The 15243-nt window shown below is 47.1% G+C and carries 9 protein-coding genes and 1 pseudogene; 5 read left to right on the top strand and 5 right to left on the bottom strand.

All coding sequences use genetic code 11. The features are described from left to right. Positions 1 to 917 precede the first annotated feature (917 nt). The 5 genes and pseudogenes from ON006_RS04395 to ON006_RS04380 all read right to left on the bottom strand — a co-directional run bounded on the left by ON006_RS04395 (position 918) and on the right by ON006_RS04380 (position 5988). Positions 918 to 2420, bottom strand: a complete 1503-nt coding sequence (locus ON006_RS04395) for a capsule assembly Wzi family protein (RefSeq protein ID WP_244824694.1) — start codon at positions 2418 to 2420, stop codon at positions 918 to 920. Positions 2421 to 2718: 298 nt separating this feature from the next. Then, the gene (locus tag ON006_RS04390) at positions 2719 to 3135 is read right to left on the bottom strand and encodes an alpha-L-rhamnosidase-related protein (RefSeq protein ID WP_267610001.1); all 417 of its coding nucleotides are present in this window, start codon (positions 3133 to 3135) and stop codon (positions 2719 to 2721) included. After that, complete coding sequence (locus tag ON006_RS32225; protein ID WP_374760251.1) at positions 3086 to 3343, bottom strand: alpha-L-rhamnosidase N-terminal domain-containing protein; 258 nt, start codon at positions 3341 to 3343, stop codon at positions 3086 to 3088. Before ON006_RS32225 ends, ON006_RS04390 begins: the two co-directional genes overlap by 50 nt. Beyond that, positions 3333 to 4035 (bottom strand): annotated as a pseudogene (locus tag ON006_RS32415) (alpha-L-rhamnosidase N-terminal domain-containing protein). The gene ON006_RS32225 and the pseudogene ON006_RS32415 overlap by 11 nt, the downstream one beginning before the upstream one ends. 195 nt (positions 4036 to 4230) lie before the next feature. Beyond that, positions 4231 to 5988 carry an alpha-L-rhamnosidase-related protein gene (locus tag ON006_RS04380; RefSeq protein ID WP_244824690.1) on the bottom strand — a complete coding sequence of 586 codons (1758 nt, stop codon included), beginning with the start codon at positions 5986 to 5988 and terminating at the stop codon, positions 4231 to 4233. Positions 5989 to 6363: 375 nt separating this feature from the next. Between ON006_RS04380 and ON006_RS04375 the strand changes: the two genes are divergently transcribed. The 5 genes from ON006_RS04375 to ON006_RS04355 all read left to right on the top strand — a co-directional run bounded on the left by ON006_RS04375 (position 6364) and on the right by ON006_RS04355 (position 15218). Continuing rightward, a complete protein-coding gene (locus ON006_RS04375) occupies positions 6364 to 8067 on the top strand; it encodes a sodium:solute symporter family protein (protein ID WP_244824689.1) in 1704 nt (567 codons plus the stop codon). Positions 8068 to 8477: 410 nt separating this feature from the next. Continuing rightward, positions 8478 to 9842, top strand: a complete 1365-nt coding sequence (locus ON006_RS04370; RefSeq protein WP_244824688.1) for a TolC family protein — start codon at positions 8478 to 8480, stop codon at positions 9840 to 9842. A gap of 59 nt (positions 9843 to 9901) precedes the next feature. Further along, on the top strand, positions 9902 to 11005 hold the full coding sequence (locus ON006_RS04365) for an efflux RND transporter periplasmic adaptor subunit (protein WP_374760250.1): 1104 nt from the start codon (positions 9902 to 9904) through the stop codon (positions 11003 to 11005). 36 nt (positions 11006 to 11041) lie between these two features. Then, positions 11042 to 14218, top strand: a complete 3177-nt coding sequence (locus ON006_RS04360; protein WP_244824686.1) for an efflux RND transporter permease subunit — start codon at positions 11042 to 11044, stop codon at positions 14216 to 14218. Positions 14219 to 14315: 97 nt separating this feature from the next. Next, a complete protein-coding gene (locus tag ON006_RS04355; RefSeq protein ID WP_244824685.1) occupies positions 14316 to 15218 on the top strand; it encodes a bestrophin family protein in 903 nt (300 codons plus the stop codon). Positions 15219 to 15243: the final 25 nt, after the last annotated feature.

The following is a 15243-nucleotide window of genomic DNA, read 5'->3' as shown; positions in this document are numbered from 1 at the left end:
CGATGGCAATAAAAAAGCTGAGGCTGACAGAGTACGTATCGATAATAATCAATGAGCTTGGTAAATGGATATTCGAGCAAATAAATAAAAGGCATGCCTCCAAAGAGCCAAATAGAAACAGCAATGCAATACAGCTACGCTCGCTAGGATGCGTTGAGCGTATTCCTTCATGACGGAAATCAATAGATCGATACGGATGGCGAACCATAATCAAATTGAAACGTAATTCGCCCTTTTTACCGGGTCACACGATGCAGCACAGCGAGCTGTCAAGTTTTCGGGCTGATCCGTAATTGGGATACACCGCTCCAAGTGGTACTATCGTAGCAGAACGGATGATTGGCTGGCAATTGAAAATTAAAAGGCAAATGCGGAAATCCATCCAACAAAGGGCTTTGATGATTACTATGGAGAACTTCGCGATGAAGGCTATTTGGAATCGCAAATGGATTTTGTCGGATACCCGATACAAAACGAGTACAACGAAAGGTTAAAATCGTACCTATCGAGACGACATGTTAGATGCTTATTTGTTTGAAACACTGGCAAGTTCGTATTTTGTCAGATGATTACAATCGCTTTTATCCGTATCAAGCGTTTGCTGGGCTGTATTTAGTAACGTTTGCCAAGAAACTAGAAATTAACAAAGGTCTAAACAGCTCAAGCACTTTTTTGGTTGAGGCTACACGATAATCCACTTTTTTTGCACTCTGCAAAAAGCACAGTGTTACTCCATACAGCTGGTTGAAACACACCTGGAGAACATCTCCACCATTAATCACAAAAACATCATCTACATTTATTCACAAAACTTTAACAAATTTCCGGAATTAACCAACATGTAGTTCACAGGCTGGACACGATTCTCGCAAAGCTTGTTAGTCAGCCCAATGATGTCTAGGTATGGCTAGGCGCACTTAGAATAGCAGATTCTTTCTGATTGATAGCATTGCTCCAGCAGAATTTTTAAACAAGGTTCCATTATCCGAGGCAATTGAAGCGCTAATCGTCGATCCGCCAAACCATTTTACCGGTTTTGAAACCGAAAATAAACCTGAGAATTGATACTCTTTCTCAGGGAATGGCTGGTCGTATGTACCCTGATTACTGGAAAGTGAAAGCTTTGTCATCCAAATATAGGATCCAAATTTGCCTTTCATCCCCATATGAGTTACCCAAACTCTATTATTATTCGTGAAGAAATCAGCATACTTGGGCCAACCATTTTCTCCAGTTGCGGTTATAAAAGGAGTGCCGATACCCCGATCGTAGTAGGACCATCCGTCTCTAACCTGCGCATTATTAAAATAATCATCCTTTCCCCGAATTTGATTTCCATCAACTGCCTCGCTTCCTCCTTGGCTTTTGGTATAAAGCAATTCTAGTGTCAACTTAGTTATATCAAAGACCTTATCTTTATTCCCTTTCCATTTAAAGCTAATGCCATTTAGACCATCCTTAATGTTGTTAAGATAAAATAAAGACCCGTCTTCTATAAGGTGTTGTCTATACATCAAAATTTCGACAGAACTCAAACCTAATTCAAGGCCAACGTCTAAACTTGCAACATGATTACCGACTCTATTGTAGTTGTCGAAATTTGATCCCCCGACTGTTTGTTTATCCTTTGGTTTAAATCCAGTAATAACGTACCAATAGTTGCTTAGTCCTCTTGGCATTCGGCCGTCTACAGTATTATAAGGCGACTTGCCACCCCATTGAACTGCATGGTTAAATCCCCCATACAATTTCACTTTGCCATACGGCCTGCCTAACCTGATGTATAACGCCTTATTATGTAATTTCAACTCACTCGTAACTGGTCTTCCATTTTCGAAGAGACCATCAGAATAAAAACCTTTGAAGTACAAAAAATTTTTGATTAGTGGAGTGTAGTTTAAAAACCCAAATTGCAACTTTGGCATCGGCAATGCATTTCCGGACCACATGTAAGATCCCGTACCCAGCTCCGGATCGCAAATTCCCGCAAATTGCTTCCATCTTCCAACAGTCACTTGAAAGCCCTTGTAATTGATCCCACCATAAAGTTGCGGGATGAGTACCTTACTGTTCTCGCTCAAATTGCCGATTAGCTCGGTACCATAAACCAAAGACCATTTAGTATTAGTAGTGTCTACGGAAAGTACCTTGATTCCTTCCAGGCCAGCACGAACGCTAAAGATTTGACCTGAGGTAGGTACAACTCCCCACTGATTTACGTGAAGCCAAAAAGGTGTACGATCTCCAGTCGCACCGAATCCTGCAACTTCTACCCACGCTTTTTTTCGAGGGATTACCTCTGTGCTATCTAGGCTGTCAGAACTAGCCACAGCATAATGGCAAAAACTTAATGTTACTGGTATTGCTAGCGCCTTCATTAAAACAGAAGAAAGCCAGGGATAGTTGACGTTGAGTAGCATATTTAATAGGTAATTGAAAATGGGGGCTTGCAAATATATGACAGGGTTGATAAAATGCCTTTATAAGACACGTATCCTCACTGACTGTGGTATCCCTTCTAGCAAAAATACAAATTTTTTCTAAACGGACGGAGAAAATTCATATTTGCAGCCTGGAAAAAAATATCGAAATTATCGGCCAACCGAAACCCCAAACCGATACGTCCCCGAGCCCACTTTAACAAACATATACCCTCTTCCCGTACAATCTTTCCTTCCTTCGAGACCGAAAGACTCTGCCCATTCAAACGAATACTGTTCAGTGACTTCGCAGGTACATATATATATGGGCAATCGTGTTCACAGGAACTTTGACCATCAAATTCAAGCCTTCTGCTCCCTTTTTCCACTCGGACATAATTTCACCACTCATCGTCCGCAGTGACGCATTCAGGTAGTTGATGCCGTCTTTACGCATTCCGTCTGGCGCGATTTCTGTACGGATATCAAAGGTTTCAAACCCGGGCTTTGTCGCCTTGATACCAGCAGCATTACCAAACATCCATTCACAGACCGCGCCGAATGCGTAGTGACTAAAGGAGTTCATGGCCGCGTTGTATTTGAAGCCGTCTTCTTTGGTAAAACTGTCCCAACGCTCCCAAATAGTTGTCGAGCCGTTCTCTTCTTCAAAACCCCAGGACGGAAACTCTTTGCTTAAAAAGTTTGTAGGCCATATAGGAGCCCCCCTCTATCGCTGACCGATTTGACAGGCAATGTCTACATGATTTTGACCGGCGAGCCCGGATATACCTACATTTTCGGCCCGGTTTGTCGGGATATACCTGAACAGATTTCCATTTTCTGTCATCAAAATCTACCATCTGCCATCCTTTTACTTCCAGACGGGCGTCATAGGTCTCTCCATTGAGCAGATCAGGTTCCAAAAGTGCGCCCTGATCTGCTTTTCAGCCCTGATCCGTTGTAAAAACATCTTTGGTTCCGTCCTGGTAAGTGACTCCCAATTGGGCTTTCAAAAAGCGGCTCTTTGCCGCAAAATGAACGCACAACCGAATTTTGAACCAATAGTGAATAACACAAGTAGCCCGCATACCAGCCGTAGGAAAGCTGGGAAGCCAGCGTATTGGCACTTCCGGGTTTCAGGCTCGAAGTCAAATCATAAGTCTGATAGTAGACTCTTATCGTAATCCGTCCAGCCCGGCGTAAGAAAAGCGTCGCCTGCTTTTTTACCATAGATACTGAATTCATAAAGGCGCAAAGCACTCACATACAGCCGCGCGTTTGTCATGGTATTTTTAATGAAAATCTCTTTTCGCAAGTAGGGGGCTGGCGGCAAATGGTAAGTTTTTCCCTTTCCTAAATGGTCCGGATCAACACCGATCCATTGCGCCTGCCAGTCGTTTTTGGATAAAAGCCCCATTTCCCAGATCGCCACTTTGCTCCACTGGCCCACCCTGCCATTCTGATCCCAGCTACGGACTTTCCAACAACAAATCTGTCTGGATTCCAGTGGCTTTCCTTTGTAGTCAATCTGACAGGTGGCACAGCCCGGTACATTTCCTGAATTCCACAGGTCCGCTTTACTTTCCGTCAGCAGTTCTGGCGCGCTGGCTACCAGGATTTGGTAGGCGGATTGTTGCTGATTATTTTCAGCAGACGTCAGCTCAAACGCGGACTGGTGACATCAGTGGCAGGATTTTCTTTGTATTCACAGCAAAGATATACCGCGCCAAGTCTCTGGGTATTTACATTCAAAACGCCCAAAGTCGCTATTAAAAGCAAATAATATTTTCATTGAAGGTTCCTATAAGTCTTAACGTAACACTTTAACTCCTTTGGGCGCGTCAATGGTCGATTTAATGCTTCCGTCCGCCTGCTTTTCGTGACGGATTTTAACCACACCCATCGGTGTGGGGTAGGTACCTTCCACCCAGGTCAAATCTCCCAGATTGGGCTGAATCCGGATCGTTTTGCAGCCAGGCTCTACAATGCTGACGCCGAGTACGTGCTCGGAAAGCCAGGAAGTGGGTCCAGAGGCCCAGCCGTGGCAGAGGCTGTGACGCAGGTTTTTATAACAATATGCACCGAAATCACCATGAATATCGTCTTTACCTTCTGGTACCAGCTCATCGATCGGCTCGGCATTCTTGGTCCAGGCCAGGTCAAAATCTTCCCAAAAAGTGCTCGCGCCCATGTCCAGCATACCGCCCCAATAACTGCGGATGCAGTTGAGGGCCCCGTTGTAATCCTTTGCCTTGGCTTTTGCCTGCAACATATAATATCCGTAAAAGGTGGAAAAACGCTCACAATCGCCCTGGGATATCACTTCCGCATTCGCCTTTTCGGCAGCTACCAGCCCGGAAAGTGCCAGCAGCGCGGCCGCCTGTTTGGAGCCATTCGCATCTGGCACATATAGTTTGAGCTGGGTGGCGGTATTTTTACACTTCAAGGCCTGAGCAGGCTCATCCAGAATCGTGCAGAGCTCAACGCCCGCTTCCAGGGTCATGACCATCATCGCGTGCAGGCCGGCGTGGACGCCCTTTGGGTTTTCACTGGATGGCCAGTCCAGAAAACGCATCCCATCCAGGTTTTCTTTATTGTCTTTGGTTTTCTCAATCAACTGATCAAGCAAGCCCACCAAATATTTTTGCTGCTTACGCAGATACTGCAGATCACCCTGGTTCTTATAGAGATCTCGGTGAATGAGCACCCACCACATCGAGTAAGCACTGATCCCGTTCATCCAGCCCGGCAATGGTGTAATATCGCGGGCGTGGTCAAGGCTTTTGGCAACCACTTCATTTTTACCAAAAACAGTATTGATCGTCATCACCTCAGGATGCATATCCCCCACCCAAACCAGCCGGTCACGCTTGATGCCGTCCCAGAGATACTCCTGCATATTCAAATGCACCGTGTATGCGCCGGTGTTCCAGATCTTATTGAGCCTGTCATCATTGCTTTTAAATGAGCCCAAATATGGAATGTCGCGGTACTCAAAAATCGCCCTGACCTCTTTCAATTGCAGTTCCCGGTTTGGATCGACCAAATCAATTCTCGCGAAACGAAAACCCGAATTCCCTACCTGCATCACGCCCAGCCAGGGTACTTCTACGGTAAAATCGCGCATCGCGTGATCATTGGTCGCCCCCTGAATGCTGTCAATGCTTGACATGGCCTCACTAACCGATTCGCCAAAACGAATCCTGATCTTGATCGGCTTTTGATTGGCTGGCTGGTCGGTGACGATCTGTATTCCCCCTTGAATTTCTTTTCCAAAGTCAAACAAAATGCCAGGCTGCTGGCCATCATTGCTGATGAGTTTACAAAAATTCTGATGGACCAGGTCCGCCTGTCCCGTCCCTTCACGCAGCAGGTTCTGCGCATCGACGATGCTACCACCGGTTTTGTCAGATGTCCACACAATTCTCCTGGGCGTCAGATACCGCCTTACCCGTGAGTCTTGCTGGCTTTCATAACTTTGGTCAAAAACAGGTGGAAGTTGTTGCGACTGGCCGTCGTGGCTTACAACCGATAGTGCGCAACCGAGCAGCGCCAGGTACTTTCTCACGATGAAGCGTTTAGATTATTTGTAATATTTCAGGAAAATAAATAATTATTATTTAGCAAACTAGCCTGCACTATCCTGCTGGATGCAACTGAGCCCCTACTTTCAGCCGCTTGTCCATCTTCGGCTGTTAAATATGCTAAAACTAATCGAAAACCGTTCTAATTTTGCTTGTGGTACAATACCCTTATTTTTTTAACCTATTGCTAAACTCTGCTCCCCCATGATCATCAATGAAGATAGCTCGCAGGACCGGGTCCCGAGTGACCGCGACGGGCTGCCTCCCTTTGTCAGTAGCTGGAATCAGCTGTATGCTGTACTGATTGGCGCCCTTCTACTACAAATTGTCCTCTTCTATGTATTTATGACCCATTTTCAATGAGCTCCCTTGATTGGATTGTACTCTCTCTTACCCTGATATTTGTGGTTTCGTATGGCATCTACCGCAGCCGCGAAAAGCATACGATTGATTCGTTTCTGCTGGCAGGCCAGTCGATGCCCTGGTACCATGTCACCCTTTCGTTGATGGCCACCCAGGCCAGCGCCATTACTTTTCTTTCGGCGCCCGGCCAGGCTTACACCGACGGGATGCGTTTTGTGCAGTTTTACTTCGGGCTTCCTTTGGCGATGGTGGTACTCTGCATCACTTTCGTACCCAAGTTTGGCAAGCTAAAAATATTTACCGCCTATGAATTTTTAGAAGGACGTTTTGATCTGCGCACACGCGGGCTGACGGCTTTTCTGTTTCTTCTTCAACGCGGGCTCTCTACGGGCCTTTCCATTTACGCGCCATCATTGATTTTGTCGGCGATTTTAGGCTGGGATATCACCTGGACCAATATTATCTCGGGCGGTATTGTAATGATCTACACCATTTCTGGCGGCTCCCGGGCCGTATCCCATACGCATTTACAGCAAATGGGCATTATTACGGTGGGAATGGTAGTTGCCGGCGTGATGGTCGTCAAGTTTCTGCCCGACAATGTCTCTTTTACCGATGCGATCCATGTCGCCGGGAAAATGGGAAAGATCAATCTGATCGATTTTACATTTGATCTCAACAGCCGTTATAACGTATGGTCGGGACTGATCGGTGGCTTTTTTCTGCAATTATCGTATTTCGGTACGGACCAGTCACAGGTCGGGCGTTTTCTCACAGGCAGCTCTCAGGGGCAAAGCAAGCTAGGACTGGCTATGAATGGTCTGCTGAAAATCCCCATGCAGTTTCTGATTTTGTTGGTGGGCGTGCTTGTTTTCGCATTTTACCAGTTCACTAATCCGCCGTTGTTTTTCAATCAAACACTCGTCAACCAAGTCAAGTCCACACCCTATGCGGCTGAATATGCAGCATTGGAACAAAAACACGAACGCATCCAGGCTGGCAAGCACCCACATGTGATGGCGCTGACCGACGCGCTCAAAAAAGATGACCAAAAGGCCATTGAAGAATCCAGGACTATACTGGCAGGCATCGAAACCCAGGTGAAAGAGGTTCGTAAGGAGGCTGAAACGGTACTTTCCAAGGCCAACGGTGGCGCAGTCAATGATGTCAACTATATTTTTCTACGGTTTGTGATCGATTATCTGCCGGTCGGCATGGTCGGGCTGCTGATCGCTGTCATTTTACTTGCCTCCATGGGCTCAGTCGCATCGGCTTATAACTCGCTGGCCTCCTGCACGATTGTCGACATTTATAAAAGGATGATCCAAAAGGACAGTGATGATCGGAACTATGTAACCGCCTCTCGCTGGGCCACCTTCTTCTGGGGTATTTTTTGTATCGCTGTGGCGCAATATGCTTCCCGTCTGGGCAGTATGATCGAGGCGGTCAATATCCTGGGCTCACTTTTCTACGGGGTTATCCTGGGGATCTTTTTGGTCGCCTTTTACTTCAAAAACATCCAAAGCAGGGCCGTTTTCTGGGCGAGTGTACTGGGAGAGATCTTTGTGATCATCAGCTACACCCTGGATCTGACCGCTTTTCTTTGGCTGAACCTGATTGGCTGCGTGCTGGTGATCGCTTTCGCTTATATCATTGAAAAGATCTGGCCCGAACCTACCGTCGGGGCGCAGACTACCTAATAAGTACAAGGCCGGTTACTTCCGTGCAGGCAGTAACCGGCCTTGTTAAGATACTGCACTGACTAACAATTCGGTATAATTCTTTTGTCAAATTTAATATTTTAAAGAAAATGGATCCTGCGTCCGTTTTTTTACCTGCTCAGGTGAAACTATTCCTGCATATAAATCCTTAATAAGTACAATCGGGTAGCTTGAATGGGTAATCTTGGAGCCATTTATGTCACCGATTGTTACAATTACTCTTTAATCACAACACTTTATGTCGTTGTTTTCCAATCCTTTGCCGGAAGGTATTTTTCTCATTTTCATTCCCAAAGACAGCTGACCCGAACGGGTCTTTCCAACCTCTGACCCTGCCTGGTTTTCGGCATGGTTTCATCAATTCTCTATCCAAATCAAACCACAATTACATGAATTATTGCTCTAAGCCACAAAAAACAATGCGTTTGGCGCTTAGCTCGGCATTCCTCCTATTGATTTCATCTTGCATTGCCACGGCCCAGGGGATTCAGCAGGCTTCTCAGCAGACGCCGGTCTTGGAGCAGGCCACATTGCAGCAGGTCGTTGATTATGCAATCAAAAACCAGCCTGTTGTGCAGCAATCATTGATCGATGAAAGGATTACCGAAAATCAGGTACGCAGCAAGCTCGCTGATTGGTACCCTCAAATCAATTTTAATTACAATTTGCAACGTAACTTCATTGTGCAGACCAGCATCATTGCGGGTAATCCCGTGAAGTTGGGGGTTAACAATGTTTCAGCAGCCCAGTTCACATTATCGCAGCAAATTTTCAACAAGGATGTTTTGTTAGCCAATCAGACCAAAAAAGAGGTACTTTTGGCCGCAAGCCAGAATACATCCAGCAGCAAAACGGATCTAGCGGTGAGCGTTTCCAAAGCATTTTATGATGTGCTGGCCACCACCCAGCAGATCAGCGTGGCCGACGAAGATATTATCCGGCTGGAAAGAAGTCTGAAAGATGCCCACAACCAATACAAATCGGGCATTGCGGACAAAATTGACTTTAAAAGGGCGACTATTTCGCTCAATAACACCCGTGCCAATAAGAAAAGCAACGAGCAGGTCCTGAAAGCCAAGCTGGAATACCTCAAATCGTTGATGGGCTACCCTATTGACAAAGCGTTACAGATCAGCTACGATACCTTGCAAATGGAAAGGGAAATTGCCCTGGACACCTTGCAGAACGTGGATCTGACAGGCCGGATCGAGTACCAGATTCTGAGCACCCAAAAGAAGCTGCTGGAAGCCAATCTTCAATATAACAAATGGAGCTACCTGCCTAACATTTCATTGAATGGGGCATATAACCTGAACTTTCAGAATAACCAGTTCACTGATCTTTACAGTAAAAACTATCCCAACTCTTTTGGCCTTTTGACCCTGTCGCTTCCGCTTTACCAGGGGGGCAAGCGCAAAGCCAATACCAAACAGGCTGAATGGCAGCTCAAACGGCTGGACTGGGATATGAAAGGGCTTGAAAATAATGTGAACTCCGAGTACGCTTCGGCGCTGGCCAGCTATAAAGGCAACCTGACCAACCTTTTGGCCCAGAAAGAAAATACGGATCTGGCCAAAGAGGTTTATGATGTGATTCAACTGCAATATAAATCAGGTATCAAAACCTATCTGGAAGTGGTTACTTCTGAGACTGACCTGCGTCTGGCCCGCATCAATTATTACAATGCACTTTATCAGACACTGGCCAGTAAAATTGATGTCCAGAAAGCATTGGGACAGCTTAATTATCAGTAGCCCAGTTATTAAAACCCGTTATCACCTCTTTTGCTATACCAATCGAAAAAATCTTTGATATGTTTTTAAATAAAATGAAGTATTATTCAGCCGCCTTATTTGCCTTTGTGGTCTTATCCTGCGGAAAAAAAGATCAGCAGCAGCCCACCCAGCCGCAGGCCGTAGCAGTCACCCTTAGCGACGTGACAACCGCTGAGGCTTCTTATCATGAAGAGTATCCCGGTACGGTTGTGGCCCTTAACGAAATCGAGCTTCGCCCGCAGGTGACCGGATTTGTGACAGGTATACACTTTACGGACGGGGCGCGGGTTAGAAAAGGTCAGCTGCTTTACTCCATTGACGCGCAGCTTTATAATGCCAACTACGACCAGGCGGTGGCCAACCTGAATGTTCAGGAGGCTAATTTGGTCAAGGCGCAAAAGGATGCGGACCGTTACCACGAGCTGGAAAAAAATGATGCCGTCGCCAAACAGCTTGTCGACAATGCAGACGCTGCATTGGAAGTGGCCAAAAGGCAGGCAGAGGCTGCCAAAGCCAACATTAAAGCGGTCCAGACCAGCGTTCGGTACACCAAAGTCACAGCCCCATTTGATGGCGTGATCGGCATTTCAGCCGTGAAAGTAGGCGCAGCGGTATCGGCAGGGCAAACCGTGCTCAATACCGTTTCGACCGACGGTCAACTGGCCGTGGATTTCAATGTAGACCAAAAGGAAATTTACCGCTTCACGAATCTACTCAAAAACCAGAAGGCAGCCGATTCGACATTCACATTGAAATTCGGAGAGGAAATTTACCCGGCGTCCGGCAAGATTGCACTCATCGACAGGGCCGTAGATCCGCAAACAGGAAGCATCAAGACCCGTCTGGTTTTTCCAAATAAAGACAACCAGCTGCGCGCCGGTATGAGCGGCACCGTGCGCGTGCTCAACAACGCGAAGGCTAAATCAGTTTTAATTCCTTACAAAGCGGTGACCGAGCAGTTGGGCGAGTATTTTGTATACGTCGCAGGTGACAGCAGCAAAGTCAGTCAGCGCCGTATCGTGCTGGGAACGGCGATCGGCTCCAACGTTATTGTCAAGGAAGGGCTTAAAGAAGGAGAAAAAATTGCCATAGAAGGTGTTCAGAACCTTCGTGAAGGAGCAGTTATCAAAGAAGGCAAATAATCCCGGTGCCCTTACTATCTCATAAACCAGTAAAAAATGATTGCAGATATTTTTATAAAAAGGCCGGTAACAGCCATTGTGGCCTCTATCGTACTGGTCCTGGTGGGTTTGATTTCGGTTACGACCCTGCCCGTTGCCCAGTACCCTGACGTTACCCCTCCTACCGTGTCCATTACCGGTAACTTTACGGGCGCCGACGCCCAGACCGTCGAGCAGACCACGACCACACCCATTGAAACACAGATCAATGGTGTTCCTGGCATGACCTATATGTCCAGTAACAGCACCAGCAGCGGACAAAGCAGTATCAACGTGACCTTTGATGTGGGTACTGACGTCAACATTGCGGCCCTGGACGTACAAAACCGGGTAAGTGTGGCCGAACCTACCCTGCCTGATGCGGTCAAAAGATTGGGGCTCACCGTCCGCAAACGCCAGCCCAGTATCATGATCGCATTGGCGCTTTACTCGCCCAATGGTACCCATGATGCGCAGTTCATTGGTAATTACGCCAATATTTATCTCAAAGATGCCTTGCAAAGGGTAAAAGGTGTGGGTGATATCGTCTCCCGTGCCGACGACTTCGGTATGCGGATCTGGCTCGACCCGGACAAGCTGGCGACCTTACGGATGACGCCATCGGATATTTCCGCCGCGCTGGCCGAGCAAAACTTACAGGTTGCCGCAGGTACTGTGGGCGGTAACCCCCAGCCCAATACCCAGAGCTTCGAATACAGCGTGCTGACCAATAGCCGTCTGAATACCAAAGCGCAGTTTGAAGAGATCATTGTCAGGTCCAATCCAGCTGACGGCAGCATCGTGTATTTAAAGGATGTAGCAAGGGTTGAATTGGGGAAATTTGACTATGGTGTCAATGCGTTTGTGGCCGGTAAACCCGCCGCATTTGTACTGATCTATCAGGCTCCTGGCGCTAACGCCCTGGATACCTACGAAGGTGTGATCAAAACATTGACGGCGCTGAAAAAGACTTTCCCCAAAGACATCGATTATGTAATTCCAGTCGAGACTGCATCGGTTGTGAAAGTCTCCATTGAAGAGGTGCTCCACACTTTTGCCGAAGCCATGATCCTGGTAGTCATTGTCGTGTTCCTGTTCCTTCAAAACTGGCGTGCGACATTGATCCCGATCCTTGCGATCCCGGTTTCGTTGATTGGTACATTCATCTTTTTTATTCCGTTTGGCTTTACGATCAATACCCTGACGCTCTTTGCGTTTGTGCTAGCGATTGGTATTGTCGTCGATGATGCCATTGTGGTCGTCGAGGCCGTCCAGCACAACATTGACCATGAGAAAATGTCCCCCAAAGATGCGACCATCAAGGCAATGAAAGACATTTCCGGGCCTGTCATAGCGATCGCGTTGATTCTGGCTGCAGTTTTTGTGCCGGTGGGCTTTGTCCCTGGCATTGTGGGCAGGCTTTATCAGCAGTTTGCCATCACCATAGCCGTGTCGGTACTGTTGTCCGCCTTTGTCGCCCTTTCACTGACCCCTGCATTGTGCTCTATCATGCTACGGCCCTCAAAAGGAGCTGGCGATAAGAAAAACATGCTGGAAAAATTCTTCGACCGCTTCAATAACTGGTTTGAAAAGGTATCTCACGCCTACACGCGCGGTGTTTCCAAATGGATCAAAGTCACGCCATTGGTGCTGGTCATGATGGTTTGTCTCTTTGTAGGTCTTTTCTTTCTGTTCAAAAACAAACCATCCGGATTTATACCCGTTGAAGATGAAGGCCGTCTTTTTGTAACCTATGAAATGCAGGAAGCTACTTCCACTACCCGCAACGTAGCGATGATCAAGGACATCATGAAGCGCGTATCCTCTATTCCGGAGGTGCGTGTAGTGGGCGGTCTGGCAGGTCTTAATGTGGTGAGTTTTTCAAACAAGTCCAATGTCGGTACCATGTTTGTGAGCTTGCACCCGTGGGCGAATCGGAAAGGCGCCGAGCATCACGTGCAAGCCGTCATCAAGGAAATCCAAAAGCGTACAGCTGATATTAAAGAAGCCCGGGTGCTCGCTATTGCCCCGCCTGCCATTCCCGGACTTGGAGCTACGTCCGGTTTCACATTCCAATTGCAGCAGTCGACCAGTACCGATAACATTCAGCAGTTTGAAACGGTCACCCGTAATTTTCTGGGCGCAGTCAACAAGCGGCCCGAAATCGCGATGGCCTTTACCTTTTTCAATGCCAGAACGCCAAGTTACCAGCTGGATGTAGACCGTGAAAAAACCAAAAAGCTGGGCGTACAGGTCTCTGATGTTTTCAGCTCGCTTTCTACGCTGCTTGGTAGTAGTTATGTCAACGATTTCAACCTTTATGGAAGAAATTTCCGGGTCATGGTGCAGGCTGACAGCAGTTTCAGGTCATCGCTGGACAAGATCAAAAAATTCTATGTGCGCAATAAAGAAGGGAATATGATTCCGCTCAGCGCGCTAGTTAGCTCCAAAGTAGTAGAAAACCCGGCACTGATCTCCCACTATAACATTTACCGCTCGGTGGAGATCAACGGAACACCCAAAGCAGGATACAGTAGCGGGCAGGCCATTGCGGCTTTGCGTGAAGTTGCCCAGACACTTCCTGCCGGGTATAGTTATGAATTTTCCGGCATGAGCAGCGAAGAGATCAAGGCGGGCGATAGTACCACTACCATTTTCGCTATTTCAATTGTATTTGTATTCCTGTTTCTGGCAGCGCTCTACGAGAGCTGGTCTATCCCGTTCTCAGTGCTTTTTGCGGTGCCCATCGGTGCATTCGGCTCGATTCTGACATTGACCTTTCTGCCTAATCTGACCAATAACATTTATGCGCAGATCGGTCTGATTACATTGATTGGTCTTGCGGCCAAAAACGCGATCCTGATCGTGGAATTTGCCAAGGAACGCGTCGACGGCGGAATGGAGCTCGTCAAAGCTACCCTGGAAGCAGTCCAGCTTCGTTTGCGCCCCATTATCATGACCTCTCTGGCCTTTATCCTGGGCGTTCTTCCACTAGCATTCGCCAGTGGCGCAGCGGCAGAATCGCGTAAAACGATTGGCTGGACGGTATTTGGGGGTATGCTGGCGGCCACTTCGCTGGCCATCTTTGTCGTGCCTGTTCTTTTTGTGGCCATTGAAAAAATAGCCATGGGTAAAAAATCAAAAGAGGGCCCAAAGCCGGGCGATGATCCGGCCAGCGGGCATGTAGTGGCCTAATCGTTTCTTAGAAATAATAAAAGGCGGACCGTGGGGCACTTCCCTGTGGTCCGCTTTTTTATTACCTTTTGAGATTCTTACCAGCATTCCTTTCATTATGTATGTAAAGCAGGTTTTTTCGATCTGGCGCCTTTTGAAAGGCATCTGGATCGGTGTATTAGTCGTAACGGCTTACGCCACGCTCGTCTTCTACCTTTTCAGCTATCAAAACTGGCACTTTCTCTCCTTTCCCATCTCCATTATCACCATTCTGGGTACAGCATTATCGCTTTTGCTGGGTTTCCGAACCAATTCCGCCTATGACCGCTGGTGGGAAGCCCGCAAGTCATGGGGTGAGATCGTCAATGACAGCCGCACGCTGGTCCGTCAATCTATTTCATTTATTTCAACAGAAAAAAAGGAAAAAGATGCCATCATTTCCAACATCGCGCATTTGCAGATTGCCTGGTGCTACGCCCTGACCAATTCGCTTAGAAAGGAGCCCGTGCTGGTATACGCTGACCTGCATTTAAATGCGCAGGAACATGACTACGTGGCCAGTCAGGATAACATTCCCAATGCCATTTTAAATCTGATTCAGTTTAAAATGAGCGGGCTCCACGAGCAGGGAAAAATGCAGACGCTGCTCTACCAAAATATTGATCTGACTTTGCAACGGCTTTGCGATGCAATGGGCAAATGTGAGCGGATCAAAAACACTGTTTTTCCAACCCAATACAGCTTTTTTGTGTTGTTGGTTATTTTCATTTTCACGCTGGTACTTCCGATGGGTCTGGTCGAAAGCATTGGCCGGATCGCTATCCCGATCACATTCATTATCTCCTTTCTGTTCTTTTACGTGGAATGGATTGCCTATATTTTGCAAAATCCATTTGAGAATGGCCCCAACGATATTCCGATGACCTCTTTATCCAGAACGATTGAAATCAATCTTTTACAGCTCATTGAAGCTGATAAAATCCCTGAAAAGATCTTGCCCAAAAACGGGGTTGTCATGTAAAGAAAAAGGCTTTCGGAATCCGAAA

Source organism: Dyadobacter pollutisoli, from assembly GCF_026625565.1.
Classification (GTDB): domain Bacteria; phylum Bacteroidota; class Bacteroidia; order Cytophagales; family Spirosomataceae; genus Dyadobacter; species Dyadobacter pollutisoli.
The sequence above is the reverse complement of the archived record's forward strand: the minus strand, read 5'-3'. Positions and strand labels throughout refer to the sequence as shown.

What these genes read in the sequence shown, in the direction of transcription:
- ON006_RS04355 (WP_244824685.1), top strand. Translation starts at nt 14,316, where the DNA reads ATGTATGTAAAGCAGGTTTTTTCGATCTGGCGCCTTTTGAAAGGCATC.
- ON006_RS04395 (WP_244824694.1), bottom strand. Translation starts at nt 2,420, where the DNA reads ATGCTACTCAACGTCAACTATCCCTGGCTTTCTTCTGTTTTAATGAAG.
- ON006_RS04370 (WP_244824688.1), top strand. Translation starts at nt 8,478, where the DNA reads ATGAATTATTGCTCTAAGCCACAAAAAACAATGCGTTTGGCGCTTAGC.
- ON006_RS04365 (WP_374760250.1), top strand. Translation starts at nt 9,902, where the DNA reads ATGTTTTTAAATAAAATGAAGTATTATTCAGCCGCCTTATTTGCCTTT.
- ON006_RS04375 (WP_244824689.1), top strand. Translation starts at nt 6,364, where the DNA reads ATGAGCTCCCTTGATTGGATTGTACTCTCTCTTACCCTGATATTTGTG.
- ON006_RS04360 (WP_244824686.1), top strand. Translation starts at nt 11,042, where the DNA reads ATGATTGCAGATATTTTTATAAAAAGGCCGGTAACAGCCATTGTGGCC.